The organism is Mycolicibacterium madagascariense, from assembly GCF_010729665.1.
Taxonomy (GTDB): domain Bacteria; phylum Actinomycetota; class Actinomycetes; order Mycobacteriales; family Mycobacteriaceae; genus Mycobacterium; species Mycobacterium madagascariense.
Window position 1 is genome coordinate 1,769,080 of the sequence record NZ_AP022610.1, and the last position, 25,417, is coordinate 1,794,496.

23 protein-coding genes are annotated in these 25,417 nt (G+C 70.6%); 10 read left to right on the plus strand and 13 right to left on the minus strand.

The window, feature by feature from the left end; translation table 11 throughout:
* The first annotated feature begins 99 nt into the window (after window positions 1-99).
* Window positions 100-399, plus strand: a complete 300-nt coding sequence (locus tag G6N60_RS08325; protein ID WP_246240463.1) for a hypothetical protein — start codon at window positions 100-102, stop codon at window positions 397-399.
* Window positions 400-405: 6 nt separating this feature from the next.
* Here the strand turns inward: G6N60_RS08325 and G6N60_RS08330 are convergent, their stop codons facing one another.
* Together G6N60_RS08330 and G6N60_RS08335 are read right to left on the minus strand one after the other, a co-directional pair.
* Complete coding sequence (locus tag G6N60_RS08330; protein ID WP_163735128.1) at window positions 406-1,806, minus strand: glycoside hydrolase family 27 protein; 1,401 nt, start codon at window positions 1,804-1,806, stop codon at window positions 406-408.
* A gap of 45 nt (window positions 1,807-1,851) precedes the next feature.
* Entirely contained in the window at window positions 1,852-2,415 is a 564-nt protein-coding gene (locus tag G6N60_RS08335; RefSeq protein WP_163735131.1) for a TetR/AcrR family transcriptional regulator, read from the minus strand.
* Window positions 2,416-2,541: 126 nt separating this feature from the next.
* Here G6N60_RS08335 and G6N60_RS08340 point away from each other — a divergent pair, with 126 nt between their 5' ends.
* Window positions 2,542-4,806: an MMPL family transporter gene (locus G6N60_RS08340; RefSeq protein WP_246241192.1), complete on the plus strand. Its 2,265-nt coding sequence runs from the start codon at window positions 2,542-2,544 to the stop codon at window positions 4,804-4,806.
* On the opposite strand, the gene G6N60_RS08345 is transcribed toward G6N60_RS08340, so the two are convergent.
* Genes G6N60_RS08345 through G6N60_RS08355 form a run of 3 tightly spaced genes read right to left on the minus strand, consistent with a single transcriptional unit; the run spans window position 4,734 to window position 7,731 of the window.
* Complete coding sequence (locus G6N60_RS08345) at window positions 4,734-5,846, minus strand: galactokinase (RefSeq protein WP_163735134.1); 1,113 nt, start codon at window positions 5,844-5,846, stop codon at window positions 4,734-4,736. The two genes, G6N60_RS08340 and G6N60_RS08345, sit on opposite strands and share 73 nt — an antisense overlap.
* A complete protein-coding gene (galT, locus tag G6N60_RS08350; protein WP_246240466.1) occupies window positions 5,843-6,937 on the minus strand; it encodes a galactose-1-phosphate uridylyltransferase in 1,095 nt (364 codons plus the stop codon). Before galT ends, G6N60_RS08345 begins: the two co-directional genes overlap by 4 nt.
* 5 nt (window positions 6,938-6,942) lie before the next feature.
* Window positions 6,943-7,731 carry a DeoR/GlpR family DNA-binding transcription regulator gene (locus tag G6N60_RS08355; RefSeq protein ID WP_163735141.1) on the minus strand — a complete coding sequence of 263 codons (789 nt, stop codon included), beginning with the start codon at window positions 7,729-7,731 and terminating at the stop codon, window positions 6,943-6,945.
* A gap of 163 nt (window positions 7,732-7,894) precedes the next feature.
* Here G6N60_RS08355 and G6N60_RS08360 point away from each other — a divergent pair, with 163 nt between their 5' ends.
* The 3 genes from G6N60_RS08360 to G6N60_RS08370 are packed head-to-tail and all read left to right on the plus strand — an operon-like array spanning window position 7,895 to window position 10,292.
* Complete coding sequence (locus tag G6N60_RS08360; RefSeq protein WP_246240469.1) at window positions 7,895-9,601, plus strand: sodium:solute symporter family protein; 1,707 nt, start codon at window positions 7,895-7,897, stop codon at window positions 9,599-9,601.
* Window positions 9,602-9,617: 16 nt separating this feature from the next.
* Window positions 9,618-9,905 carry a hypothetical protein gene (locus G6N60_RS08365; RefSeq protein WP_163735144.1) on the plus strand — a complete coding sequence of 96 codons (288 nt, stop codon included), beginning with the start codon at window positions 9,618-9,620 and terminating at the stop codon, window positions 9,903-9,905.
* Between the two features lie 45 nt (window positions 9,906-9,950).
* Window positions 9,951-10,292: a hypothetical protein gene (locus G6N60_RS08370; protein WP_163735147.1), complete on the plus strand. Its 342-nt coding sequence runs from the start codon at window positions 9,951-9,953 to the stop codon at window positions 10,290-10,292.
* Here the strand turns inward: G6N60_RS08370 and G6N60_RS08375 are convergent, their stop codons facing one another.
* From G6N60_RS08375 to G6N60_RS08385, 3 genes are all read right to left on the minus strand, one after another.
* Window positions 10,293-12,656, minus strand: coding sequence for a glycoside hydrolase family 65 protein (locus G6N60_RS08375; RefSeq protein WP_163735150.1), 2,364 nt, complete (start codon window positions 12,654-12,656; stop codon window positions 10,293-10,295).
* Window positions 12,653-13,396 (minus strand): beta-phosphoglucomutase family hydrolase, encoded by a 744-nt coding sequence (locus tag G6N60_RS08380; protein ID WP_163743664.1) that lies wholly within the window; start codon window positions 13,394-13,396, stop codon window positions 12,653-12,655. Before G6N60_RS08380 ends, G6N60_RS08375 begins: the two co-directional genes overlap by 4 nt.
* Before the next feature lie 92 nt (window positions 13,397-13,488).
* Window positions 13,489-14,133, minus strand: coding sequence for a UdgX family uracil-DNA binding protein (locus G6N60_RS08385; protein WP_163735155.1), 645 nt, complete (start codon window positions 14,131-14,133; stop codon window positions 13,489-13,491).
* Window positions 14,134-14,267: 134 nt separating this feature from the next.
* Here G6N60_RS08385 and G6N60_RS08390 point away from each other — a divergent pair, with 134 nt between their 5' ends.
* Window positions 14,268-15,401, plus strand: a complete 1,134-nt coding sequence (locus G6N60_RS08390; protein ID WP_163735158.1) for an alpha/beta hydrolase — start codon at window positions 14,268-14,270, stop codon at window positions 15,399-15,401.
* Between the two features lie 14 nt (window positions 15,402-15,415).
* Here G6N60_RS08390 and G6N60_RS08395 read toward each other — a convergent pair whose 3' ends face one another.
* On the minus strand, window positions 15,416-16,372 hold the full coding sequence (locus G6N60_RS08395; RefSeq protein WP_163735161.1) for a TIGR03557 family F420-dependent LLM class oxidoreductase: 957 nt from the start codon (window positions 16,370-16,372) through the stop codon (window positions 15,416-15,418).
* A 71-nt stretch (window positions 16,373-16,443) separates the two neighbouring features.
* Complete coding sequence (locus G6N60_RS08400; RefSeq protein ID WP_163743666.1) at window positions 16,444-17,172, minus strand: DUF72 domain-containing protein; 729 nt, start codon at window positions 17,170-17,172, stop codon at window positions 16,444-16,446.
* Between the two features lie 104 nt (window positions 17,173-17,276).
* Here G6N60_RS08400 and G6N60_RS08405 point away from each other — a divergent pair, with 104 nt between their 5' ends.
* Window positions 17,277-18,452 (plus strand): NAD(P)/FAD-dependent oxidoreductase, encoded by a 1,176-nt coding sequence (locus G6N60_RS08405; protein WP_163735164.1) that lies wholly within the window; start codon window positions 17,277-17,279, stop codon window positions 18,450-18,452.
* On the opposite strand, the gene G6N60_RS08410 is transcribed toward G6N60_RS08405, so the two are convergent.
* Both G6N60_RS08410 and G6N60_RS08415 read right to left on the minus strand, forming a co-directional pair.
* Window positions 18,415-19,413 (minus strand): ketopantoate reductase family protein, encoded by a 999-nt coding sequence (locus G6N60_RS08410; protein ID WP_163735166.1) that lies wholly within the window; start codon window positions 19,411-19,413, stop codon window positions 18,415-18,417. The genes G6N60_RS08405 and G6N60_RS08410 overlap by 38 nt on opposite strands.
* Window positions 19,414-19,430: 17 nt before the next feature.
* Window positions 19,431-20,402 carry an NADPH:quinone oxidoreductase family protein gene (locus G6N60_RS08415; RefSeq protein WP_163735170.1) on the minus strand — a complete coding sequence of 324 codons (972 nt, stop codon included), beginning with the start codon at window positions 20,400-20,402 and terminating at the stop codon, window positions 19,431-19,433.
* Window positions 20,403-20,526: 124 nt separating this feature from the next.
* On the opposite strand from G6N60_RS08415, the gene G6N60_RS08420 reads away from it, so the two are divergent.
* Complete coding sequence (locus tag G6N60_RS08420; RefSeq protein WP_246240471.1) at window positions 20,527-21,477, plus strand: alpha/beta fold hydrolase; 951 nt, start codon at window positions 20,527-20,529, stop codon at window positions 21,475-21,477.
* On the opposite strand, the gene G6N60_RS08425 is transcribed toward G6N60_RS08420, so the two are convergent.
* The gene (locus tag G6N60_RS08425) at window positions 21,467-22,807 is read right to left on the minus strand and encodes a flavin monoamine oxidase family protein (RefSeq protein ID WP_163735172.1); all 1,341 of its coding nucleotides are present in this window, start codon (window positions 22,805-22,807) and stop codon (window positions 21,467-21,469) included. The two genes, G6N60_RS08420 and G6N60_RS08425, sit on opposite strands and share 11 nt — an antisense overlap.
* Window positions 22,808-22,864: 57 nt before the next feature.
* Here G6N60_RS08425 and G6N60_RS08430 point away from each other — a divergent pair, with 57 nt between their 5' ends.
* Both G6N60_RS08430 and G6N60_RS08435 read left to right on the plus strand, forming a co-directional pair.
* On the plus strand, window positions 22,865-23,854 hold the full coding sequence (locus G6N60_RS08430) for a TIGR03617 family F420-dependent LLM class oxidoreductase (RefSeq protein WP_163735175.1): 990 nt from the start codon (window positions 22,865-22,867) through the stop codon (window positions 23,852-23,854).
* A gap of 48 nt (window positions 23,855-23,902) precedes the next feature.
* Window positions 23,903-25,405 carry a flavin-containing monooxygenase gene (locus G6N60_RS08435; RefSeq protein ID WP_163735177.1) on the plus strand — a complete coding sequence of 501 codons (1,503 nt, stop codon included), beginning with the start codon at window positions 23,903-23,905 and terminating at the stop codon, window positions 25,403-25,405.
* Window positions 25,406-25,417 lie beyond the last annotated feature (12 nt).

Here is a 25,417-nt window from a genome sequence, read left to right on the forward strand (position 1 = left end):
CGGGCGCCCGTCGAGTATCGCGAATGCCCCGCGCGCACCGGGTGGCGAACATAGACTCGCCAGGGCCACGAATGGTCGTGGCGGCGAGGAGATGACGCCATGGGTCAGTTCACGAAGTCATGGGTGGCCGGTCTCGGAATGCTCGCGGTGCTGGCGGCGGTGCCGACGGCGATCGCGACGATCGACACCCCCGCGATCAGCCGGGCCGACGTCTGCGCCGGCGCGGGCGGCAGGCACGTCGACGTGGGCGGGTGCACCGACATCGCACGGGATGCGGCCGTCGGGGTGGCCGTGGCCGACCAGGACGACGCCGCCGCGCAGGCCGCGGCCGGGCAGCCGCCCTGCTACACGCCGGCCGGCGTGCCGTATTACACGCCGGGCGACGCTCCCTGCGGCTGAGGCGGGCTAGCGACAGTGCGCGCCGATCCGCATCATCGCGACCTCGTGCGGCGCGACCAGGCGACCGACGTCGCCCGGACCGGTTGTGGTGACGTGTGACCAGAGGTCGCGCACCGAATAGCACGGTGCCGCGGGCAATCCCACGCTGCGGGCGCTGGCGGCGATGAACTCGGGGTGGTCGTCGGCGTCGTACAGCGCCACGGCCACGTCCCCTCCGGCCAGCGGCTTGACCAACACGCGCGGGTCCGCCGCGGAGGGCGTCGCGCGAGCGACCATCGGATCCTGGTCGACGGCGATGACGTCGGGGTTGGTCAGGATCGCCCGCGTCGCATCGGTCATCGACCGCACGTCGTTGCCCGCGATGAGGGGTGCCGCGAGCATGGCCCACAGCGAAAGATGGGTCCGCTGTTCGGCATCCGTCAGCGCGGGTTGCGCGGTGGCACGGTAGGCCAACTGGGCGTCCGACAGGGGGAACTTCTCGCTGAGCTTGGCCAGCCGGTCCGGCGGCACCTGGTAGGCCGCGACGATCTGCCGGTTGACGGCCAGGTGGTTGACGAAGTACTCGCTCCAGGGCAGCCCGGCCACCAGCATGTCGGGGTCGTTCGAATAGCCGGGATGACTGGCGCCCGTGACGCGCAACGACGCGGCGAACTCGTCGGGCACCCCGAGGTTGGTTCCGGTCAGGAAGGCGTCCGACGCGTCGAGCGGCGATAGCGTGCTGCGCCACACCGGAACCAGGTCGACGGTGGTGCGCGCCATGTCGGCGATGCCGGACCAGTCATGGGTCACCCCGGCGCGATGATCGCTGGAGCTGTTGGGGTTGATGCTGTAGAAGATGCGACGGCCCGTGTCGCGCAGGGCATTTCGCATTGCGGTGAAGACCTTCACCTGCTGGTCGTGGTCGGCGGCGGAGCGGCACCAGTCGTACTTGAGATAGTCGACGCCCCAGTCGGCGAAGCTGTTCGCGTCGGTCTTCTCGTGCCCACTGCTGCCGATGCGCACGTCCTGTCCGCACGTCTCGTCGAACGGGCTCGCGTAGATGCCCAACAGCATTCCGCGGTCGTGGGCGTAGGACGCCAGTGCGGCGATCCCGTGGGGGAAGGCCTGGGGGTCCGCGCGCAGCTTGCCGTCCGCGTCGCGGGTCGGCGCCGCCCAGCCCGCGTCGAGATCGACATAGCGGTAGCCGGCGTCGCGCATCCCCGAGGACACCATGGCGTCGATCGTCTGCTCGACGGTCTGCTCGGTCATCGGGATGCTGGCGTTCCACGAGTTCCAGCCCATCGGTGGCGTCAGACGGGTCGGGGCGCCCGCGTCCCTGGCCGGGCCGGCACACCCGGCGAGGGCGGCTAATGCCACCGCGAGGGCTGCGACGATCCGGAGAGGCTCGATCCGCAGCGGTGAGCGCATCTGCCGAGGATTGCCGATGACGGGCGGTTGTGCAAAGCCTGCGCGTCAGTCGGGCGCCGGACCGGTCAGCAACAGCTCGAAGATCGGCGCGGCCCAGCGGGACAGTTCCTCCCTGCTGAATTCGACCATCGGCTGGTTGGCCAGCACCGACCTCGTCATCGCCAGCCCGATGACGAAGGCGTCGGTCAGCGCGACCCGCTGCCGGTGGTGGTCGGGGGTGGCCGACAGCAGCGCGGGCGCCACGTTGGTCGCCAGCGTCCGGTTGAGCGTCTCGGCGGCGACCGTGCTGGTGCCTGCCGCGCGCAGCAGCGCCAGGAACGACTGGTCGTCCTCCCACACGGCGAAGTAGCGCGGCAGCAGCATGGCCGCGACGTCGTCGGCGGGCACGCCGTCCAGGTCGGGCAGATCGATGCGGAACTCGGTGGCGGTGGCGAAGAGGTCTTGTTTGCTCCCGAAGTACCGGCTCACCAAGGCCTGATCCACCCCGACGTCCGCGGCGATCGCGCGCAGCGTCGTGCGCTCGAAGCCCTCCGTGGCGAACCGGGTCCTGGCCGCGGCGAGGATGTCGGCGCGCGTCTGGGCGGCGTTGCGAGGACGTGGTGTCGTCATCCGAAGAACTGTATGTCAGCCACTGTTGACGCGGCTCGAACCCGCGCGTAGCGTGCCAAGTCATCAACCGATGACTTAAGGGATGGTGGCTCCGTGAGCGGTGGCAACGGACGGACCGGCACGGTCATCGCGCCGACGGAGGACCCCGGGGCGAGCGCGCCACCGCGCGGCCTCCTGCAGCGCATCGCGGGTCTGGCGATCGCCGCCCCCAAGCGCACCCTCGCCGTCGCGGTCGTCCTGATGGCCGCCGCGGGCGTGTTCGGCATCCCGGTCGCCGACAGCCTCTCGGCGGGCGGCTTCGGTGACCCCACGTCGGAATCGGCCCGGGCCACCGCGGCGTTGGTCGACGACTTCGGGCAGGGTGACGTTCAACTGGTGTTCCTGGTGTCGGCCCCTGGCGGCGCCAACGGTCCGGCGGCGCGGCGCGTCGGCACCGAGATCGCCGCCCAACTGGCGGCCTCGCCGCACGTGACGAGCGTGTCCTCGGCGTGGACCGCACCACGGCAGGCCGCCGCCTCGCTCGTCAGCAGAGACGGCGCGGCAGGTCTGATCGTCGCGGGCGTCGGAGGCGGTGAGAGTCGGGCGCAGGCCTACGCCGAGGACCTGTCGAACCGGTTCGCCCGCGACCGCGACGGCGTCACCGTCCGGGCCGGCGGCGTGGCGATGGTCAACGCGCAGATCACCGCCCAGGCGCAGCACGACGTCATGGTCATGGAGGCCATCGCCATTCCGCTCAGCTTCCTGGTGTTGGTCTGGGTGTTCGGCGGTCTGCTCGCCGCGGCGCTGCCGGTCGCGGTCGGCGGCATGTCGATCCTCGGCGCGCTGGCGGTGCTGCGCCTCATTACGTTCGCGACCGACGTGTCGATCTTCGCGCTCAACCTGAGCACGGCTCTCGGGCTGGCCCTGGCGATCGACTACACGCTGCTCATCATCAGCCGCTACCGCGACGAAATCGCCGGCGGCGCAGCGCGAGACGACGCTCTGCTGCGCACCATGGCGACCGCTGGGCGCACCGTGGTGTTCTCCGCCACGACGGTCGCGCTGTCGATGGCCGCGATGATCCTGTTCCCCATGCACTTCTTGAAGTCCTTCGGCTACGCGGGCATCGCGACCGTCGCGTTCACCGCCATCGCCGCCGTCGTGGTCACCCCCGCCGCGATCGTCCTGCTCGGCGATCGCGTCATCGGTGGGCGCGCGTCGGTTCCGACGACCGTCGAGCGGCAGTTCTGGTACCGCACGACGACGTTCGTCATGCGCCGCGCGCTGCCCGTCGGCCTCGCCGTCGTCGCGGTGCTCCTGCTGGTCGGGCTCCCGTTCCTCGGCGTCCGATGGGGCTTTCCGGACGACCGGGTGCTGCCGGCATCGGCGTCCGCCCGCGAGGTCGGTGACCAGTTGCGGCGGGACTTCGCGACCGACTCCACCACCGCGGTCAGCGTCGTCGTCCCCGACGCCACTGGCATCGCCGCCGGGGAGATGACGCGGTACGCCCTCGATCTGTCGCGGGTGCCCGACGTGTCGGCGGTGTCGGCTCCGACGGGCACGTTCGTCGACGGCAGACCGGTCGGACCGCCGTCGGCGCCAACGGGATTCGCCCATGGGCGTGCGCTGGTGACCGTCAGCTCCACGGCGCCGCTGTTCTCCGATCGCTCCGAGGCGCAACTGGACCGGCTGCACGCGGTGCCCACCCCCGGCGGCCGGACCGTCGAACTGACGGGCACGGCGCAGACCAACCGGGACAGCGTGCACGCCATCACCTCTCGCCTGCCCTACGTCCTCGGCCTGATCGCCGTCATCACGTTCGGCCTGCTCTTCCTGCTCACCGGCAGCGTGGTGCTCCCACTCAAGGCCCTGGTGCTCAACGTCCTGTCGCTGACGGCGGCGTTCGGTGCGATCGTGTGGATCTTCCAGGACCACCACCTCGGTGGGCTTGGCACCGCATCGACGGGAACCCTCGTCGCGAACATGCCGGTCCTGTTGTTCTGCATCGCATTCGGCCTGGCGATGGACTACGAGGTCTTCGTCGTCTCCCGCATCCGCGAGTTCTGGCTGGCCTCGGGGCGCACGCCCGCCGACCACCGCGAGAGTGTCGCACTCGGAATCTCCCGCACCGGACGCGTCGTCACGGCGGCCGCGCTCGTCATGTCGATCTCGTTCGCGGCGTTGATCGCCTCGCACGTGTCGTTCATGAGGATGTTCGGCGTGGGTCTGACGCTCGCCGTCGTCGTGGACGCCACCCTGGTCCGGATGGTGCTGCTGCCCGCCTTCCTGCAGCTGCTGGGCACCCGATCCTGGTGGGCGCCAACGTCATTGGCTCGGCTTCACGCCCGGTTCGGCATCTCGGAGGGGCCCGCCCCGGCGCCCGCCTCGGTGAGGGCGATCGACGGCGCGTGATGACCGGCCGCGGCCACCGCCCGCCGCACGGCGTCGGCGACCTCGGTCCACCGCTCGTGGGCGACCAGTGCGATGACGCAGCCGCCGAAACCGCCGCCCGTCATCCGCGCCCCGAGCGCACCGGCGCGCACGGCGGTGTCGGCGATGAGGTCGATGTGCGGGGTGGTGATCTCGAAGTCGTCGCGCATGGAGGCGTGCGACGCCGTGAAGATCCGGCCGACCGATGCGTAGTCCCCGGCGCCGAGGGCGGCGACGACGTCGGCGACCCTCCGGTTCTCGGTCAGGACGTGCCTGGCGCGCCGGGCGTCGACGGGATCCGCGATACCGCGCAGGGCATCCTCGCCGCGGTCCTGGACGTCGCGGAGCGACGTCACCCCGAGGTCGGCCGCCGCCCGCTCGCACGCGGTGCGCCGGGCGGCGTACTCGCCCCCGGCATGCTGGTGTGGCGCCATCGAATTGATCAGCAGCAGAACCACACCCGCGGCAGCGGGGTCGAAGGGCACCGGGCGGACGCCGTCGTCGAGGAAGTCGATGAGTAGTGCGTGCCGGGGCTCGCCGCACAGTGACGCCAGCTGATCCATCAAACCCGTTGGCGCGCCTACATATTCGTTCTCTGCGCGCTGCGCGAGCCGGGCCTGCTCGACGCGCCCGATGGACAGACCGGCCGCGGTGGCCAGCGCCCCGAGCGCAGCGCATTCCAGCGCTGCCGACGACGCGAGCCCGGAGCCCATCTCGACACCGCTGCTGATCGACATCTCGCCACCGGGCACCGAATGCCCGGCGTCGCGCAGTGCCCACACGACGCCCGCGACGTAGGCGGCCCATCCCCGCACCGCGCCGCGGGCGGTGTCGAGGGGAATCGTCACCTCGCCGGCCTCGTCGGCGCTGCGGACCACGACGGCGTCGCCGCCGTCGGGCCGGTAGGTCACCTCGGTGCGCTCGGGGAGCGCGATCGGCAGCGCGAAACCCTGGTTGTAGTCGGTGTGTTCACCGATCAGGTTGATCCGGCCCGGGGCGGCGTAGTGGACGGTCTCGGTCACGCGAGCTCCCGGAGTCGGGCAGCGACGGACTCTGGGGTCACGTCGCTGATGAAGGCGTCCATGGCCGACTCGGAGCCGGCCAGGAACTTGAGCTTGGTGGCACTGCGGCGCACCGACATCAGCTCGACGTGGAAGTAGCCCTCCCGCTGGGACTCTGAGTCGCGGTACTGGTGCAGCGCCGAGATGTAGGGCAGCGGGGTGGGATACATGCGGTCGAACCGCCGCAGTACGTCGCAGTAGACGGCGGCGAACCCGTCCAATTCGGCCTCCGTGAGCTCACCGAGGTTGCGCACGAAGCGATTTGGATACAGGTGCACCTCGACGGGCCAGCGCGCGGCGAACGGCACGAACGCGGTGAACGACTCCGTCCTGGCGATCACCCGGCTGCCGTCGGCCACCTCGTCGGCGAGGATGTCGGCGAACAGGTTGCTGCCGTGGCGTTCGGCGTGAGCCCTGGCGGCGGCGAGCATGTGCGCGGTGCGCGGCGTGAGATAGGGATAGCCGTAGATCTGGCCGTGCGGATGGGTCAGCGTCACACCGATCTCCTCGCCCCGGTTCTCGAAGCAGAACACCTGCTCGATGCCGGGGCGGCCCATCAGGTCGTGGGTGCGGTCGCGCCAGGCGTCGACGACGAGCCGGGCGTGGGGGAGGGCCAGGTCGGCGAACGAGGCGGTGTGACTGCTCGAGAACGAGATGACCTCGCAGCGACCATGTCCCGGGGCGTCGACGAAGCCACCGCCGTCACCGTCGGGCAGCGTGAAGGCCCGCCCGTCGGCGCCCGAGAGGCTGGGGAAGCGGTTCTCGAACACCACGACGTCGTAGTCGGGCGCCGGGACCTCGCTGACGTCGCCCGAGGCGCCCGGGCACAGCGGACACTGATCGGCGTTCGGCTTGTAGGTGCGGTCCTGACGCAGCGCCGCCACCGCGACCCACTGCTGCGTCTGCCGGTCGAAGCGCAACTGCGACAACCGTTCTCCGCGCGGCGGCAGCGGTCGCAGGTCGGGGACCGGCGCGGGTTCGTGGCCGGGCAGCGAGAAGAACAGCAGTTCGCGACCGTCGGCCAGCCGCCACCGCGTGGGCTGATTCGTCACCGCGGTCACCGGGCCGCCACCGGCGCGATGAGCAGATCGCCGACGTGCGCGTCGATCAGCGAGCGGTCGGGTGCGTCGAGGCCGTCGTCGACGATCAGCGTGTCGATCTGGGACAGCCGGGCGAACACGCACGCGCCGACCCCGCCGTACTTCGTGTGGTCGGCGAGCACCACCAACCGGCCGCCGACGTCGATGAGCGTCCGATTGGTTTGCGCCTCGGCGACATTGGGCGACGTCAGGCCGGCGTCGACGTCGAAGCCGTGCACGCCGAGATAGGTCGCGTCGACCCGGAACGACGCGATGGCCGCATCGGCGACCGGCCCGACGAGGGCGTCGGAGCGGGTGCGCACGCCGCCGCTGAGGTACACCAGCGGGGCGTCCGCGCCGTCCGCGGCGGGGTCGGTCAGTTCCTGAAAGATGTTGATGGAGTTGGTGACCACTGTGATCGAGGGTCGATGGCGCAGCTGCCTGGCGAGTTCGGCGGTGGTGGTGCCCGCGCCGATCGCGATCGTCATGCCGTCGGCGACGGTCGTCGCGGCGGTCGCGGCGATGGCCCGCTTCTCGGCCTGCTGACGCGTCGCCTTGTCGGCCGAGCGCGGTTCCTCGCCGCGGTTGTGGTGTGCAACCGCCCCGCCATGCACCTTGCGCAGGAGGTCCTGGGCGTCGAGGGTGTCGAGGTCACGGCGCACCGTCATCTCCGACACGGCCAGTTCGGTCGCGAGATCGGCGACGCGCACGGCGCCACCGGATTGCAACGCGCGCAGGATCGCCTCCTGCCGTTCAGCGGCCAGCATCGTCGTCGACACTCCCTCCAGTGGGCATGAAACCGAACAATAATGAACAGCAAAGCACGGTAAGCGTCAAATCTGTGTAAAAACTTGTGCAATCTTGCGCGAAACTGTTAGGACATGTTAGGACAATGGTCCAGATCACTCAACGAAGGAGTTGGTGCCCCACATGACCACGCTCATGGCAGACGACGTCTTGCGGTTGAACGTCGGGGCCGTCGACTACACGTTGATCGCGGTGTACTTCGCCTTCGTGCTCGGCATCGGATACCTTGCGCGCAGCCAGGTTTCGACGAGCCTCGACTTCTTCCTCTCCGGCCGTCGGCTGCCGGCCTGGGTGACCGGGATCGCGTTCGTCTCGGCGAACCTCGGTGCGGTGGAGATCATGGGCATGGCCGCCAACGGCGCTCAGATCGGCCTGGCGACGATGCACTACTACTGGATCGGCGCGGTCCCCGCGATGATCTTCCTCGGCATCGTGATGATGCCGTTCTACTACGGGTCCAAGGTGCGCAGCGTCCCCGAGTTCATGCGCCGCCGCTTCGGAACGGGGGCGCACCTGGTCAACGCCATCAGCTTCGCCGTGGCCCAGGTGCTCATCGCCGGCGTCAACCTGTTCCTGCTCGCGACCGTCATCAACGTCCTGCTGGGCTGGGCCACCTGGGTGTCCCTCCTCGTCGCGGCGGCAATCGTGTTGACCTACACCGCACTCGGTGGTCTCTCGGCCGCGATCTACAACGAGGTCCTCCAGTTCTTCGTCATCCTGGCCGCGCTCGTCCCGCTCACGGTGTTCGGGCTCATCAAGGTCGGTGGCTGGACCGGGTTGAAGGAGAAGGTGGTCGAGACCGTCGGCTCCGGCCAGAAGGTCACCGCGACAGTCAACGAGCAGCTGACCACCTGGCCCGGGCAGGCACTCAGCGGTTTCAGCAGCCCGTTCTGGTCGGTCGTCGGCATCGTCTTCGGCTTGGGATTCGTTCTCTCCTTTGGCTATTGGACGACGAACTTCGTCGAGGTGCAGCGCGCCATGGCGTCGAACTCGATGTCGGCGGCGCGTCGCGCACCCATCATCGCGTCCTTCCCGAAGCTCCTGATCCCGTTCGTGGTGGTGGTGCCCGGCATGATCGCGGCGGCCTCCATCGGCGACATGATGAAGCTCAAGTCCACCGGCGCCGGCGACGTCACCTACAACGACGCGATGCTGCTGATGATCCGCGACATCCTGCCCAACGGACTGCTCGGCGTCGCCATCGCGGGCCTGATCGCCTCGTTCATGGCGGGCATGGCCGCCAACATCTCCGCGTTCAACAGCGTGTTCAGCTATGACATCTGGCAGCAGTACGTCGTCAAGGACCGCTCCGACGACTATTACATCGCCGTGGGGCGCTTCGCCACCGTCGCCGCGACGCTGCTGGCGATCTTCACCGCGCTGATCGCCTCGGGCTACTCGAACATCATGGACTACCTGCAGACGCTGTTCGGGTTCTTCAACGCCCCGCTGTTCGCCACCTTCATCCTGGGCATGTTCTGGAAGAGGATGACGGCGACGGCCGGTTGGGTCGGGCTGGTCGCGGGCACGCTGTCGGCGATCTTCGTCTTCATCCTGTCCAAGGTCGGCATCATCGACCTGCCGGGGCAGGGCATGCCGTTCGTCGCGGCCGCGGCGGCGTTCATCGTCGACATCATGGTCAGCGTCGGCGTCAGCCTGGTCACGACGCCGAAACCCCGCGAGGAACTCGTCGGGTTCGTCTACTCCGAGACGCAGGTGGACATCATGTCCGACCCGGACGAGGCGGGGCGGCCATGGTTCCAGCGCGCCGTTCCCCTCGGCGCGGTCATGATCGTGCTGACCATCGCCTTCAACGTCATCTTCCACTAGAGCTCAGGAGCCGAGAATGACCGTCCCACACGAACATCGGGTGCTCGCCCACCTCTTCGACATCCGCAACATCATCGGCGCCCTGCTCGCCATCTACGGTGTCGTGCTGACGATCGCGGGCTTCGCGCCGGGCATCCTGCGCGATCACGCCGATCCCGCCGCGGCAGGCAACCGGTCCGACCTGTACATCGGCACCGCCGCCAACTGGTGGGTGGGGCTGATCATGTTGGCCGCCGGCGTGGCGTTCTTCGCCTGGGCGCTGATTCGTCCGCTCAGGGTGCAGGCACCCGCCGAGCCAAGGTAGCTTCGCCGCGGTTTGTCCGGCCGACGGCTCGGGTAGTCGCGCTGCATGAGTACCGATGGGGCAGGTGTCACCGAGGCCACTCCCGCGCAGCGCCGGATTCACTGGATTGCCGCGCTGTTGACCATCATTGGAGCCGCGGTGGCCGAGGTCGTCGCGTACGGGCTGACGCTGGGCGTGGCCGGCTGTACCGATCAGAGCTGCCCCCACCTGGGGTTGGCCAACGCCGCATACGGGCCGGTCGTCTACGGCACGCCGATCGTCGCGGTGGTGGCGATCGCGCTGTCGTTCGTGACCGCACGCAAGCGGTGGGGCTGGGTCGTGCCCGCCGTGGCGTGGATCCTGATCATCGCGGGCCTCGTCGTGCTCTACGTCGGCGGGCAGCAGTAGTCACCCGCGGCGCCGCTGCGGCGAGCACCCCGGCGGCTGCGAGGGAGCGGGCAGCAGGGCGCGACGCGGCTGCAGGGGTACCGCCCGGGTGTGCCCGACCGTGAGTGTCAGGTCGGCGCCCGCGTGGCGGATGGTCAGCGCGTCGTCGACGGTGTCGTCACCGTTGTACTCCACCGTGTACCGCACCTCGTCATGGGTGACGTCGACGATCAGTCGAAGTCCCTTCCAGCGCAACCGAAATCGCAGTCGGACGATCTCCTCGGGAAGCTGTGGGTCGAGTTCCGGCACGCCGTCGTCGTCGCGCAGGCCGCCGAAGCCGGCGACGAGTGCGATCCACGCGCCGGCCAGGGACGCCATGTGCAGCCCGTCCTTGGTGTTGTGGTGCAGGTCCCGCAGATCGATGGCGGCGGCCTCGTAGGCGTAGGCGTGCGCCAGCTCGAGATGTCCCACCTCGGCGCACAGCACGGCCTGCGTGCACGCCGACAGCGACGAGTCGCGCACCATGCGCGGCTCGTAGTAGTCGACGTTGCGCGCCTTCTGCTCGGCGGTGAAGGAGTGGCTGCGCCAGTGCATGGCGAGGATCAGGTCGGCCTGCTTGATCACCTGGGCCGGATAGAGCCGGACGTAGGACTCGTGCAGCAGCAGCGGGAACTGGGTCTCGTCGGTGAACTCCCATTCCTTGAAGGTGGTGAACCCCTCGCACTGCTGATGCACACCGAGGCCCTGGTCGAAGGGGACGTTGACGGTGTCCGCGGCATCGCGCCAGGCCGCGATCTCCTCGGTGGTGACGCCGAGCGCACGCGACGCCTCGGAGTGGCGATTGCACGCGTCGGCCGCCACCCGCAGATTGTGCGCGGCCATCAGGTTGGTGAACACGTTGTCCCGCACCACGGCGGTGTACTCGTCGGGGCCCGTCACGCCGTCGAGATGCCAGGCGCCGTGGCGGTCGTGGTGCCCTAGCGACAACCACAGCCGAGCCGTCTCGATGAGCACCTGCAGACCGCAGTCGGCCTCGAGTGACTCGTCTCCGGTGACGATGCGGTACCGCTCGAACGCCGCGGCGATGTCGGCGTTGACGTGCCAGGCGGCCGTGCCCGCCGGCCAGTAGGCCGAGCACTCCTGTCCGCGGATGGTGCGCCACGGGAACGCCGCACCCTCCAGATCGAGTTCGCGGGCGCGCTGCCGCGCCAGGTCGAGCGTCGAAGCGCGCCAGCGCAGCGCGTCGGCGGCGGCGTTCGGCTGGGTGTAGGTCAACACGGGGAGCACGAAGCCCTCGGTGTCCCAGAAAGCGTGCCCGTCGTACCCGGTTCCGGTGAGGCCCTTGCCGGGGATGGCGCGGCGCTCCGCGCGGGCGCTGGTCTGCAGCACGTGGAACAGGCCGAAGCGCACGGCCTGCTGGATCTCCGGATCGCCCTCGACCTCGACGTCGGCACCGTCCCAGAAGTGGTCGAGGTACTGACGTTGCGCGTCGAGCAGGCCCTGCCAACCCGTGTAGCGGGCGCCGTCGAGGGCACCGGCCACCTGGTCGGCGAGGGCGGGCCGCGAGCGCAGGCTCGACCAGCCGTAGGAGAGGTACTTGACGATGCGCAGCTTCTGACCGGGTTGCAGACCGCAAATGACGGTGGTGCGGGCGAGATCCTCGCGGGAGATGGTGTTCTTCTCGACGCGGCCGGGGACCTCGATGTCGTGGTCCATCGCCGCCGCGGTCATGAGCTCGCTGTAGCGCGTCTCGTGGATGAGCACCGCCCGCAGTTCGTCGCTGTCGTGGGAGACCGGCTGCAGCGGCTTGGTGAGGATCGCCGCCGCCCGGGGGTCCTGAGACGTCTCGGGCTGGTCCTCGTTGGCGACGAGCTCGGATTGCACGGTGACCCTGGTGAATTCGTCGACCGCCTCCACCACGTACTCGATGGCGGCCACCCCGCGGTGCGCCAGTGACACCAGGCGGGTCGTGGTGAGGGCGATGCGGCGCCCGGCGGGGGAGCGCCACCGGACGTCGCGGCGCAGGGTGCCGGCCCGGAAGTCCAGCACGCGTTCGTGGTGCTCGAGTTGGCCGTAGCGGACGTCGAAGGGTTCGTCGTCGACGAGCAGCCGAAGGATCTTGCCGTTGGTGACGTCGACGAGGGTCTGGCCCTCCTCGGGGTAGCCGTACCCGGCTTCGGCGTACGGCAGCGGCCGAATCTCGAAGAACGAGTTGAGATAGGTGCCCGGAAGTCCGTGCGGTTCGCCCTCGTCGAGGTTGCCGCGCATGCCGATGTGCCCGTTGGACAGCGCGAACACCGATTCGGACTGCGCCAGGATGTCGAGGTCCAGCGTCTTCTCCCGGACCTGCCACGGCTCGACGGGGAAGGTGTCGTCGGTGATCACGAGGCGTCGAGCAGGTCGGCGAGATCCTCGACGACGACGTCGGCCCCGTGCTGGCGCAGCGCGTCGGCGTGCCCGACGCGGTCGACGCCGACCACGATGCCGAAGTGCCCGGCATGGCCTGCCTCCACGCCGGAGATGGCGTCCTCGAAGACGGCCGCCTGCGCGGGTTCGACGCCGAGGCGCTTGGCCCCGGCCAGGTAGGAGTCCGGCGCCGGCTTGCCCTCGATGTGCTCCTCGCGCATGGTGACCCCGTCGACGCGCTGCTGCACGTACTTGGCCAGCCCGGTGATGTCGAGGACCTCACGGGTGTTCGCCGAGGACGACACCACGGCCACCTTGAGCCCCTTGTCCACGACGGCCTCCAGGTAGCGGCGCGAGCCGTTGAAGACCTTCACCCCGTCGGTGTGCAGCGTCTTGAGGAAGGCGTCGTTCTTGCGGTTGCCGAGCCCCTGCACGGTCTCGGCGTCCGGGCCGTCGTCCGGCGAGCCCTCCGGCAGTTCGATCCCGCGGCTCTGCAGGAACGAGCGAACGCCGTCCTCGCGCTTCTTGCCGTCGACGTACTCGGAGTAGTCCGCGTCGACGTCGAACGGCCGGAACGGCTCGCCCGACGCGTCGGCGCGCTGGCGCAGGAACTCGTCGAACATGGCCTTCCACGCGGTGCGGTGCACGCTGGCGGTGTCGGTCAACACGCCGTCGAGGTCGAACAGGCACGCGGTGACGTGCTCGGGCAGGCCCAACACGGCAGTCCCCACTTTCGGTCGGTGAGATCGGGTGCGCGTCCACCGCGCCGGGGGTGGGGTACCCACTTCCTCGGCAAACCGGTCCCCGGCCCTCAGAGCAGATTCGCGGCGAAGCGCAGGTCGTCGACGAGTCCGGCCATGGCCTCCTCCCGCGTCTCGGGTGGACCCCGCAGGATCGACGAGGGATGCACGGTCGCGACGAGGTCGGCGGTCAGTTCGGGTGCGCCGGAGTCCGCCGGCGCCCGCAGCACCTCCTGTCGGTGCGCGGTGAGCCGAAAGTCATTGCCCAACAAGGCTTTCGCCGCCGTCGCACCCATCAGCACCACGACGTCCGGGGTCACGACCTCGAGCTCGGCGAACAACCACGGGCGGCACGCGACCACCTCGGTCCGGCTGGGCGTCTTGTGGATCCGGCGCTGGCCGCGTTCGGCGCGGACGAACTTGAAGTGCTTGACCGCGTTGGTCACGTACAGACCGTCGCGGGACACCCCGGCGGCGTCGAGCGCCTCGTTCAGCACCCGGCCCGCGGGGCCGACGAACGGCCGTCCCGCGCGGTCCTCCTGGTCGCCGGGCTGTTCGCCCACCAGCATCAGGCGCGCGTCCGACAGGCCTGCGCCGAACACCGTCGGCCCCGCCTCCTGAAACAGATCGCAACCCTCGCAGTGGCGCGCCGCCTCGGCGAGCCGGGGCAGGGAGCGGTCGGGTGGGACGAATCGAGCGGCACCGACGGGAGTCACGTCGGGCGCTTGCCCTCGGCGGTCGTGGTCGAAACGCCGTCGGCGCTCACGGGGTTTGACGGCCGTCGACGGGGGGTAACAACCGTCCACGCTGCAGCCCGGTCGGCGTCCCCTCGCACCCACAGGGAGTCTTCATGCTCGACTCGTCGCTCACCCGTGCGCTGCGGCGCGTTCCCGTCGACGCCGTGTTGGCGTCGACCAGGCTGTACTCATCGCTTCCCGTGGTCGGCAAGCACCTGGAGCCCTTCGCCGGGCTGACGGCGATGGCCCTCTGGGGCGGGCCGTACGCGCCGGCGACGCTGCGGGCGGCCGTCGGACGTCGCACCGCCGCTGCCGCAGCCCAGGCCGCCGCCGCGGGCGTCGCCGGGGTCGAGGCGGCGCAGGTCCGCCGGCTGCCCCCGTTCGCGAGGGCCCGCGCGCAGCGCAAGGCCTACCTGCACCAGGGATCGATCCGCTACGGCGACAGCCCCGCCCAGCTGCTCGACGTGTGGCGCCTGCCCGAGCTGCCGCCGGGACCCGCGCCGGTCCTGCTCTTCGTCCCCGGCGGGGCCTGGGTGCAGGGCACCCGGGTGCTGCAGGGCCACACGCTGCTGGCGCATCTGGTCAAGCGGGGCTGGGTCTGTCTGACGATGGACTACCGGGTGTCACCGCTGCACCGGTGGCCCCGTCAGATAGCCGACGTCAACGCGGCCATCGCGTGGGCCCGCGCCAACGCCCACCAGTTCGGCGGGGACCCCGACTTCGTCACCATCGCGGGTTGCTCGGCGGGCGGGCATCTGGCCGCGCTGGCCGGTCTCACCCCCGGTGATCCGGAGTTCCGCGGCGAGTTGTCCGAGGACGCCGACACGACCGTGGACGCCGTCGTCGGCATCTACGGCCGATACGACTGGGAGGACCGCTCGACGCCGATCCGTCGCAGCTTCCAGAACTTCCTCGAGCGGGTCGTGGTGGGCCGCAGACAGTCTCGTCATCCCGAGGTCTACGCCGCGGCGTCCCCGCTGGCCCGCATCCACCGCGACGCGCCGCCGTTCTTCCTCATCCACGGTGAGCAGGACACCCTGATTCCCGCGGCCGAGGCCAGGCAGTTCCACGACGCCCTGAGCGAGGTGTCGGCGAATCCGGTGCGCTACAGCGAGATTCCGTGGGCCGGGCATGCGTTCGACCTCGTCGACAGCTCGCACGCCAGACGGTGCGCGGTCGAGACTGCCGAATTCCTCACCGAGGTGAGGAACCGGCATCTCGACCGCGTCACGTCCACAGCTGTGTAAAAGCCTGTGAATTACTAGCTTTGGAGTGACGGCAGGACGTCCTTCTGCCACGTCGCGAAGAAGCCCGCCATGTCCGGCCCGATCTGCTGCACGTAGAGCTCGTCGACACCGGCGTCGACGTACGCGCGGGCGCGCTGCAGGTGCAGGTCGGCGTCGGGCCCGCAGGCGATCGACTCCGCGACGTCCTCCTTGGGCACCAGCGGCATGGCGGCGCCGAAGTCCCTTGGGCGAGGCAGGATCTGGACCAGCTGACCGGGTAGCTGCTCGTTGGCCCAGAGCCGGTGCGCGGTGTCCAGCGCCGTGTCGGCGTCGGCGTCCCAGTTGACCTTCATGCCGGCCTGCACGGGCTTGTCGCCACCGCCGGACTCGCGGAAGGTCTTCACCAGATCCGCTTCGGGGGTCACCATGCAGAAGCCGTCGCCGACGCGGCCGGCGAACTCGGCGGCCTGGGGGCCGAAGCCGGAGACGTAGATCGGCACCGGCTGCTCGGGCAGGGTGTAGATGCGCGCGTCCTGCACCTCGTAGTGCAGCCCGTGGTGGCTGACCTCCTTGCCCTCGTGCAGCAACCGGATCACCTCGATGGCCTCCTCGAGCATCTCCAACCGCAGGCCGACCGACGGCCACGGATCACCGAGGATGTGCTCGTTGAGGGCCTCGCCGCTGCCGACGCCGAGGACGAACTTGCCGTCGAGTTGGACCGCGGCGGTGGCCGCTGCCTGCGCGATGATCGCCGGGTGGATGCGGACGGTCGGGCACGTCACCGCCGTCGACACCGGTAGCGAGGTGGCCTCCGACAGCGCGCCGATGACACCCCACACGAACGGGCTCTGCGCCTGCTCGTCGTTCCACGGGTGGAAGTGGTCGGAGATCCACAGTGCTTGGAAGCCCGCGTCTTCGGCGCGTTTGGCTTGGTCGATGAGTTCCTTGGGGCCGAACTGTTCACAGGAGAGGAAATAGCCGATTCGAGTCATGGCTCTCGCGTTACCCGTTTCCCCGGCGTTCACGCCTACCCGCGCGCGAACTCTGCGCTGCGGTGCGGCGGCTACGCGCCGAGCAGACGGCGCAGCGTCCACGCGTTGCGCACGGCGTGGCCGTGACCGTCGTTGTTGAAGTAGCCCAGGACGTTTCGCCCCTGTCCGGTCCACTCGGCGATGCGCTGGGCCCACCAGCTCAGGTCGTCGTCGGTGTAGGAACCGGCGTACAGCACGTCGTCGTCGGGCCCGTGCCACCGCACGTACACGAGGTCGCTGGTGGCCTTCAGCACGCACGGCATCCCCGCGCCGCTCATCACGACGTACGCCGCCCGGTGCCGCTCCAGCAGGTCGTAGACGGCGGGGTCGTCCCACGACGGGTGACGCAGTTCCAGCGCCAGGCGCACCCGCTCGGGGACCACGTTCAGGAAGTGGTCCAGCCGGGCGTCGTCGCGTTCCTGGGCCGGATGCAGTTGCACCAGGACGGCCCCGCTGCGGTCGCGCAGGACGTCCCAGGCCCGCGCGATCCGCTCCGCCCAGTCCTCCGGTGAGCGCAGCCGCCGAGCATGGGTCAGTCCGCGCGGCGCCTTCACCGAGAGCTGGAACCCCGGCGGCAGGCGGTCGCGCCACCCGGCGAAGGTGTCGTCCCTGGGCCAGCGGTAGAAGCTCGCGTTGAGTTCCACGGTGTCGAATTCCTCGGTGTACCTGGCCAATCGCGACCCGGCGGGCAGCCCGGGCGGATACAGCACGTCGCGCCAGTGGTCATAGGACCAGCCCGACGTACCGATGTGTACCGCCACGTCGACGAGGTACCCGCGCGGCCCGGCGCTCATGCCGGACGGCGATTGTGGGCACCCGGTCGCGGGTAAGAAGGCCCTATGTCCGACACATCGAGGGTCGCCCGATGAGCGGGTCCGGATTGCTGATCGTGGGGAGCGGGCCGGGCGGAGTCAGTGCCGCGGAGGCCTTCCGCGAACACGATCGCGACTCGCCGGTACGCATCCTGACCGCCGACCCGGAACCGCCCTACGCCAGGCCCCCGCTGAGCAAGGACTACCTGCGCGGTGAGACCGACGACGTGTGGTTGCACCCCGCCGACTGGTACGCCGAACGCGGCATCGACCTCTCGTCGGGGGTGGAGGTGAGCGCCATCGATCCCGGCGCGCACACCGTCACCGTCGGCGCCGAGGTGCTCTCCTACGACGCGCTGGTGCTGGCGTGCGGCGCCGCCCCGATGCCACTTCCCGTGCCCGGCGGGCACTTCGCGCTGTCGCTGAGGTCCCTGGCCGACGCGGCGCGGCTGCGCAGGCGCGCCGACGACGCCACCTCGGCGGTGGTCGTGGGTGCCGGGTTCATCGGCTGCGAGGTGGCCGCGTCCCTGGCAATGCACGGCGTGGCGGTGACTCTCGTTGCACCGCAAGACTTCCCGCAGGAGAAGCGGCTGGGCCGGGCCGCGGGCGAGCGGCTGCTCGGCCTGGTCACCGACGCCGGCGTGCGCTACGCCGGCGGCGTCTCCGTCCGTGCCCTCGACGAGGGTGTCGTGCACGTCGGGGACGGGGTCGACGTCCACGCCGACCTGGTCGTCGCGGCGACGGGGGTGCGCCCCCGCATCACCCTGGCCGAGGCGGCGGGTCTGCAGGTCCGCGACGGACGGGTCGTCGTCGGCTCCGACATGCGCACCTCCGCGGCGGACGTCTACGCCGTCGGCGACGTCGCCCTGGCCTTCAACGGCGTGGCGGGGCGGCACGTCGCCGTCGAGCACTGGCAGGACGCCGACGACCACGGCGCGGTGGCGGGTGCGAATGCGGCGGGCGCGGACTCGACGTGGGACGACGTGCCCGGCTTCTGGAGCACGATCGGCGAGTCGACGATCAAGCATCACGCCTGGGGCGACGGGTATGACCGCGACTACCTGGTGACCCACGACGACGGATTCACCGTCTGGTACGAGGCGGACGGCGCGACGGTCGGCGTGTTGACGTGCAACGCCGACGACGACTACGACGCGGGGGAGCGGCTCATCGCCGAGGGCAGACCCTCCCCTAGAGGTGCAACGCCTCGGCCAGGGCATCGGCCGTGAGGTCGCCCGGGGCGCGACGGTCGCGGACGGCTCGTGCGACCATCCGCTGCAGGCCCACGTTCACCGGCGTCGCGACGCCGTGCAGGCGTCCCAGCAGCGCGATCTCGCCGTTGAGGTAGTCGGTCTCGGCGGGATTGCCCTTGGTCAGGCTCTGCCACGTGGAACCGCCGCCACGCGGTGCGCCCGGGATGTCCACGGCGTTCATCCGATCGCCCTGCTGCTCACGGCGCTCCTCGTCGTCGGCGAAGGCGATGCCCGCAGCCGCGAGCACGGCGCGGCCCTCCTCCTCGCAGCGCTCGCGGATGCGGGCGACGGGCTCGCGGGGCGCCTCGCGTCCGAGCAGGGCGTCGACGGCGTTGGCGAGGTTCTTGAGCAACTTGCCGTACTTCCAGCGCATGACATCGTCGACGACGGGGGCGTCGAACCGGCTCTGCGACAGCTCGGCCCCGATGCGGAGCACCGTCGGGTCGCTGCCGTGTGGGTAGCGGCCGAGGGTCAGGATCCCGCTCATCGGCGCGGTGTGGGCCACGACGACCCCCGGCTCGAGGTGCGTGGCGGGCAGCCACACGGTGAGCCCGTACACGGCGTCGAAGAGCCGCGCGGCCATCCGCTCGTTGGCGACGCCGTTCTGGGCGCACACCAGGGGAAGTCGGTCACCGGCCGCACCACCTCCCGCGACCGGGGCCGCGGCCCAGTCGGCGACGGCGGCCGCGGTGTCCTGCGACTTGACCGACAGCACCAGCACGTCGTCGGGACGCAGCTCGCCGAGGGCTGCCGGGCCGTCCACCGCGGGGATCGGCGAGGTCACGTCGCCGTCCGGCGTGATCAGTCGTAATCCGTTGTCGCGCAACGCCTTCAGATGCGATCCGCGCGCGACGAGCACGACCTCGTGCCCGCTCTGGGCCAGCCGGCCGCCGATGGTTCCGCCGACGGCGCCGGCGCCGATGATGAGATAGCGCACGATCGCCACGCTAGCGCCTAGCGCACGGCGACGACGACCTTGCCGGTCGCTGAGCGATCCTCCAGCGAAGCGATCGCCTCGCCCGCCCGCTCCAGCGGATGCACGACGGGCTCGGGTGCGGCCACGACGCCGGAGGCCAGTAGCGGCTCGAGTTCGCGCCACTGCTCGGCGAGGTAGCCCGGGTGCGTCGCAGCCCAGGCGCCCCAGCCGACGCCGACGGCGTCGACGTTGTTGAGCAGCAGCCGATTGACCTTCACCGTCGGAATGTCGCCACCGGTGAAGCCGATGACCAGCAGCCGGCCGCCGGCCGCGAGCGAGCGCAGGGAGTCGGTGAACCGGTCGCCGCCCACGGGGTCCACGACGACGTCGACCCCTCGCCCGTCGGTCAGCTCCTTGACGGCGTCCTTGAACCCGTCGGCCAGCACGACGTCGGTGGCCCCCGCCGCGCGGGCGACGTCGCCCTTCTCCGGGGTGCTGGTGACCGCGATCGTGCGCGCCGCACCCCAGGCCTTGGCCAGTCGCAGGGTCGAGGTGCCGATGCCCCCGGCCGCGCCGTGCACGAGGACCGTCTCGCCGGGGGCGAGGCGGCCGCGGGTGCGCAGCGCACAGTGCACGGTCAGGTCGTTGAACAGCAGGCCGGCACCCGCGGTGAAGGACACCGCGTCGGGCAGCGCGAAGACTCGATCTGCCGGTACCGCAACCACTTCGGCCATCGCGCCGGTGAACATCGTCAGGGCGGCCACCCGGTCACCAGCACTCACGTGCGCGTCGGCGGGCGCGCTGCGGACGACACCGGCGACCTCGGCGCCCGGCACGTAGGGCAGTTCGGGCCGGTGCTGATAGAGCCCCCGGGTCTGCAGGGCGTCGGGGAAGGCCACCCCGGCGGCGTACACGTCGATCAGGACGTCCTGGCCGGGGCTGGGTTCGTCGATCTCGACGAGCTCGGCAGCGCCGGGGCCGTCGAGCCGGGGAATCTGTATGGCGCGCATCGAGACCATTGAACACCGCCCGCCCACGACCGCGAACCGGCGGCCGGGGCGCCGGGCGGCTCGACCCCACCTAGTTATACTTCTGCGGCCGACGGCGGTGGCGTCGCGGCGGATCGGAGCGCTCATGGCGGCGGGACACAGGCGGTTGGCAGTGCTGGCGGCGATGCCCCCGAGTCGTCCGGTCGACGTCCGCTCGGTCGACGGCACCCGCATCCACACCGAGGTCTTCGGCCCCGACGACGGCTATCCGATCGTGCTGGCCCACGGCATCACCTGCGCCCTGCGGGTGTGGGCCAACCAGATCGTCGACCTGGCGGGGGACTACCGGGTCATCGCCTACGACCACCGCGGCCACGGCAGGAGCGATACGCCGCGCCGCCGCAGCGGCTACAGCCTGGACTTCCTCGCCGCGGACCTCGACGCCGTCCTGGCCGCCGCGCTGCGCCCCGACGAGCGCGCCGTGATCGCCGGGCACTCGATGGGCGGCATCGCGATCTCGGCGTGGTCGCAGCGCTACCCGCAGCGGGTGCGGCGGTGCGCCGACGCGGTCGCGCTCGTCAACACCACGACCGGTGACCTGCTGCGCGACGTCAAGTTCCTGCCGGTGCCGCGCGCACTGTCCGGTGGTCGGGTGCGGGCGGCCGGGTCGCTCCTCAAGGCCGTCGGTGCCGCGCCGCTGCTGCCCGGTTCGGTGCAGCAGACCCGACGCGTCGTGCGCACCCTCGCGGTGGGCCGTGACGCGGACCCCGCGATCGCCGACTTCGTCTTCGAGCTGTTCGCGCAGACCCCGCCCGCCGGCCGCGGCGGCTGGGCCCGCGTCCTCGTCGATTCCCTTGGCCCACGGCACGTTTCGCTGCGCAACCTGACCGTGCCGACGTTGGTGATCGGCAGCCGCGGCGACCGGCTGCTGCCGATCGGCGCCTCGCGGCGCATCGCCGCGGACGCCCCCAACCTCGCGTCCTTCGTCGAACTCCCGGGCGGGCACTGCGCCATCCTCGAGCAGCCCGAGGAGGTCAACCACCAGTTGCGCAGCCTCGCGGAGTCGGTGCGCGAGCAGCGGCGGATCAGCTCCTAGCGCCGAGATGGGCGGCGACCTCGGCCGCCGCGCGCCTGCCCGACCGGACGGCGCCGTCGAGGAACCCCGTCCACCGGTCGGCGGTCTCGGTGCCCGCCCAGCAGACGACGCCCACCGGCTGGCGCAGGAACCGCCCGTAGGTGGTCCACGACCCCGGCGGCACCGCCGCGGTGGGGCCGCCCGGTGCGAACGGCTCGGCGCTCCACCGGTGGTCGACGTAGTCGATCGGATGGCGGGCCTGCTCGCCGAACAGCCCGGCGAAGCCGTCGAGCGCGCGGGCCCGGCGGGCGCCGGGTGCCAGGGCGTCGAACGTGCGCGCGTCGGTGAACCCGAGCAGCACGCCCGGTCCGTCGTCGCTGGGGGTGACGTCGAAGGTGATGAACACCGGACCCTCGTCGGACAGCGCCTCACCGGAGTGGCCGGCGGCGCGCCAGAACGGCGTCTCGTAGGCGGCGTAGGCCTTGCTGAGGTTGCCCTGCGGCCAGTGCCCGGTCAGCTCGGCGTGCCCGGCCGGGAGCTCCGGGGTGAAGGCGATGGCGCCGCGATGCACGGGTGGGACGGCGACGACGACCGCGCGCGCCGCGTGCGACCCGGTGGCCGTGTGCACGGTGGCGTGCCCCGCGTCGTGGTCGATGCGCTCGACGACGCTGTTCAGCCGCACCCGGTCGCCGAGCTGGTCGGCCATGCGCAGGGCGATCTGCTGGGTCCCCGCCGCGAAGCGGTCCTGCTGCGCGCCGCCCTTTACGTCGAGCATGGGGCCGATGCCGCCCGCGGCCTTGACGTAGTGCACGGCCTGCAGCATGGACACCTCGTCGGGTTCGCATCCCCAGGTCACCCTGGCCATGATCGCCATCAGCGCGCGGGTGCTCGACCCCGCGTGCACCGAGTGCAGCCAGCCCAGCAGGGTCTGGCCGTCGAGCCGCTCGGCGTTCGGCGCCGACCACGGCTGCCCCAGCGGCACGCGCCTGGCGAGCCGCTCTACCCGCCACTGGATCCGCGACACGTCGAGCAACTCGAGCACCGACAGTCTGGGGATGGTGCCGCGGTAGGACTTCACCCGGCCGCGCCAGCGGATCAGGTTCGTCCCGGTGTCGTACGTCGGCACGGTGGGGCAGCCGAGTTCGGCGGCCAGCGCCAGCACCTCGGTCTGGGTGGGTCCGACGAACGTGGCGCCGAGGTCGACGGGCACGCCGGCGATCGTCGTGGTGTGCGACCGGCCGCCGACGCGGTCCCTGCCCTCCAGGACCGTGACGTCGTAGCCGAGCGCGGTGAGCTCGCGCGCCGCCACGAGCCCTGCGAACCCGGCGCCCACCACCACGACGTCTGACATGCCCACAGTCTGCCGACATCGACCTGTGCGCGCCCACGTCGCACTAGGGTCGGGCGGGTGAAGGTCTCCACGGCGTTGTTCGGACCGACCGACGCGATCGAGCGCGCTGCCGCGCTGCGCGACGCCGGGGCAGGGGGACTGTTCACCTTCGAGGGCCCCCACGACGTGTTCGCCCCGCTGACGCTGGCCTCGACCGTCGGCGGGCTGGACCTGATGACCAACGTCGCGATTGCGTTCCCGCGCAACCCGATTCACCTCGCGCACCAGGCGATGGACCACCAGCTGCTGTCCGACGGGCGCTTCGTCCTCGGCCTCGGCACGCAGATCCGCACCCAGATCGAGAAGCGGTTCGGCGCGGACTTCGATCGCCCGGTCGCGCGGATGACCGAGCTGGTCGCCGCGCTGCGGGCCATCTTCGAGGCGTGGACCACCGGGGAGCGGCTGGCCTTTCGCGGCGACTTCTACCGCCACACCCTGATGACGCCGAACTTCACGCCGAAGTCCCTCCCGTACGGTCCGCCGCCGATCTACCTCGGCGCGCTCGGCCCGCGCCTCACCCGCGCCACCGCCGAGATCGCCGACGGCCTGCTCGTCATGCCGTTCGGCTCCAAGCGGTACCTGCACGACGTCACGATGGCCAAGGTCGACGAGGGTCTGGCCGCCTCGGGACGCACGCGCGCGGACTTCGCCGTCGTACCCGAGATCATCGTGTCGGTCATCGAGGAGGACCCGTCGCACGCCTCGGCCCGCCAGCTGCTGGCGTTCTACGGGTCGACGCCGGCCTACCGGCCGGTACTCGAGGCCCACGGCTGGGGTGACCTGCAGCCCGAGCTGCATGCCCTGTCCAAGCAGGGCCGTTGGCAGGAGATGGGCGGGCTCATCGACGACGACGTCCTGCACACCATCGCCGCGTGCGGGACGCCGCAGGAGATCGCCGCGCACATTCGGGATCGCGTCGACGGCGTCAGTGATCGGGTGTGCGTCTACCAGCCCGCACCCATCCGGCCGGAATCGTTGGCCGGGATCGTCGACGCGCTGCGCACCTGAGGTCCTATCGTGGGGTCTGGTACCGAGCGGGACCAAGGGAGGTTCTCGATGGACGAGCAGGCCGAGTACTCAGACGTGCTGATCATCGGCGCGGGCATATCGGGAATCGGGGCGGCGTACCGCATCCGCGAGAAGAATCCGACGCTGAGCTACGCCATCCTCGAGCGCCGCGAGCGCATCGGTGGGACGTGGGACCTCTTCCGCTACCCGGGCATCCGCTCCGACAGCGACATCTTCACCCTGAGCCTGCCCTTCGAGCCGTGGACCAGGCCGGAGAACGTGGCCGACGGCGGCGACATCCGGACCTACCTGACCGACGCCGCGCGCCACCACGGGATCGACCGGCACATCCGCTTCGAGACGTACGTCAAGACCGCCGAGTGGGACTCCACCACCGACACGTGGACGCTGCGCACCGAGGGCCGCGACGGCGTGCAGAAGCTCTACCGCGGGCGGTTCCTGTTCTGCGGCACCGGTTACTACGACTACGACCACCCCTACACCCCGGAGTTCCCGGGCGTCGAGGACTTCGCCGGCGACGTCGTGCACCCGCAGTTCTGGCCGGAGTCGCTGGACTACTCCGGCAAACGGGTGGTGGTGATCGGCAGCGGGGCGACGGCGATCAGCCTGGTACCGGCGTTGGCGCAGCAGGCCGCCCACGTGACGATGCTGCAGCGCTCGCCTACCTACATGATGTCGATGGCGCGCATCGATCCGATGGTGCAGGCGATCCGAAAGGTCTTGCCGCAGAAGCTCTCCCACCCGATCGTCCGGGTGCGCAACGCACTGGTGCACGTGCTGAGCTACTTCATGTTCCGCAAGCTGCCGAAGTTCGGTCGCTGGCTGATCAGGAACCGTGCAGTCGCCGCGCTGCCCGCCGGGTATCCCGTCGACGTGCACTTCAAGCCGCGGTACGAGCCGTGGGATCAGCGCATGTGCCTGATCCTCGACCGAGACCTGTACGGGCACATCGGCGACGGGCGCGCCGAGATGGTCACCGACACCATCGACCACCTCGACGAAACCGGTATCGCGCTGACGTCGGGCAGACACCTCGACGCCGACGTCATCGTGACGGCCACCGGGCTGCGACTGCAGGCACTCGGCGGCATCACGATCGTCGTCGACGGCGAGGAGGTCGACCCCACCGACCGCTTCGTCTACAAGGAGTACCTCATCGAGGACGTCCCCAACATGGCGTGGTGCATCGGCTACACCAATGCGTCCTGGACGCTGCGCGCCGACATGACGGCGCGGGCCGTCGCGAAGTTGTTGGCGCACATGGACGCTCATGGGTACACCCACGCCTACCCGCATCTGGGCGACGTGCCGATGCCGGAGAAGCCGACCTTCGACCTCAAGGCCGGCTACATCCAGCGCTCCCCGCACGCGCTGCCCAAGTCGGGCATTCGACGGCCCTGGAACGTGCGGCACAACTACCTGCTGGACATCGTCGACCACCGCTTCGACCGCATCGAGGAGTCGATGGTGTTCGGGCGGGCGCCGGCGCGCGTCGCCGCCGCCGCGCCGCAGGACGCCCAGACCGCCTAGCCCCTCCGCCGA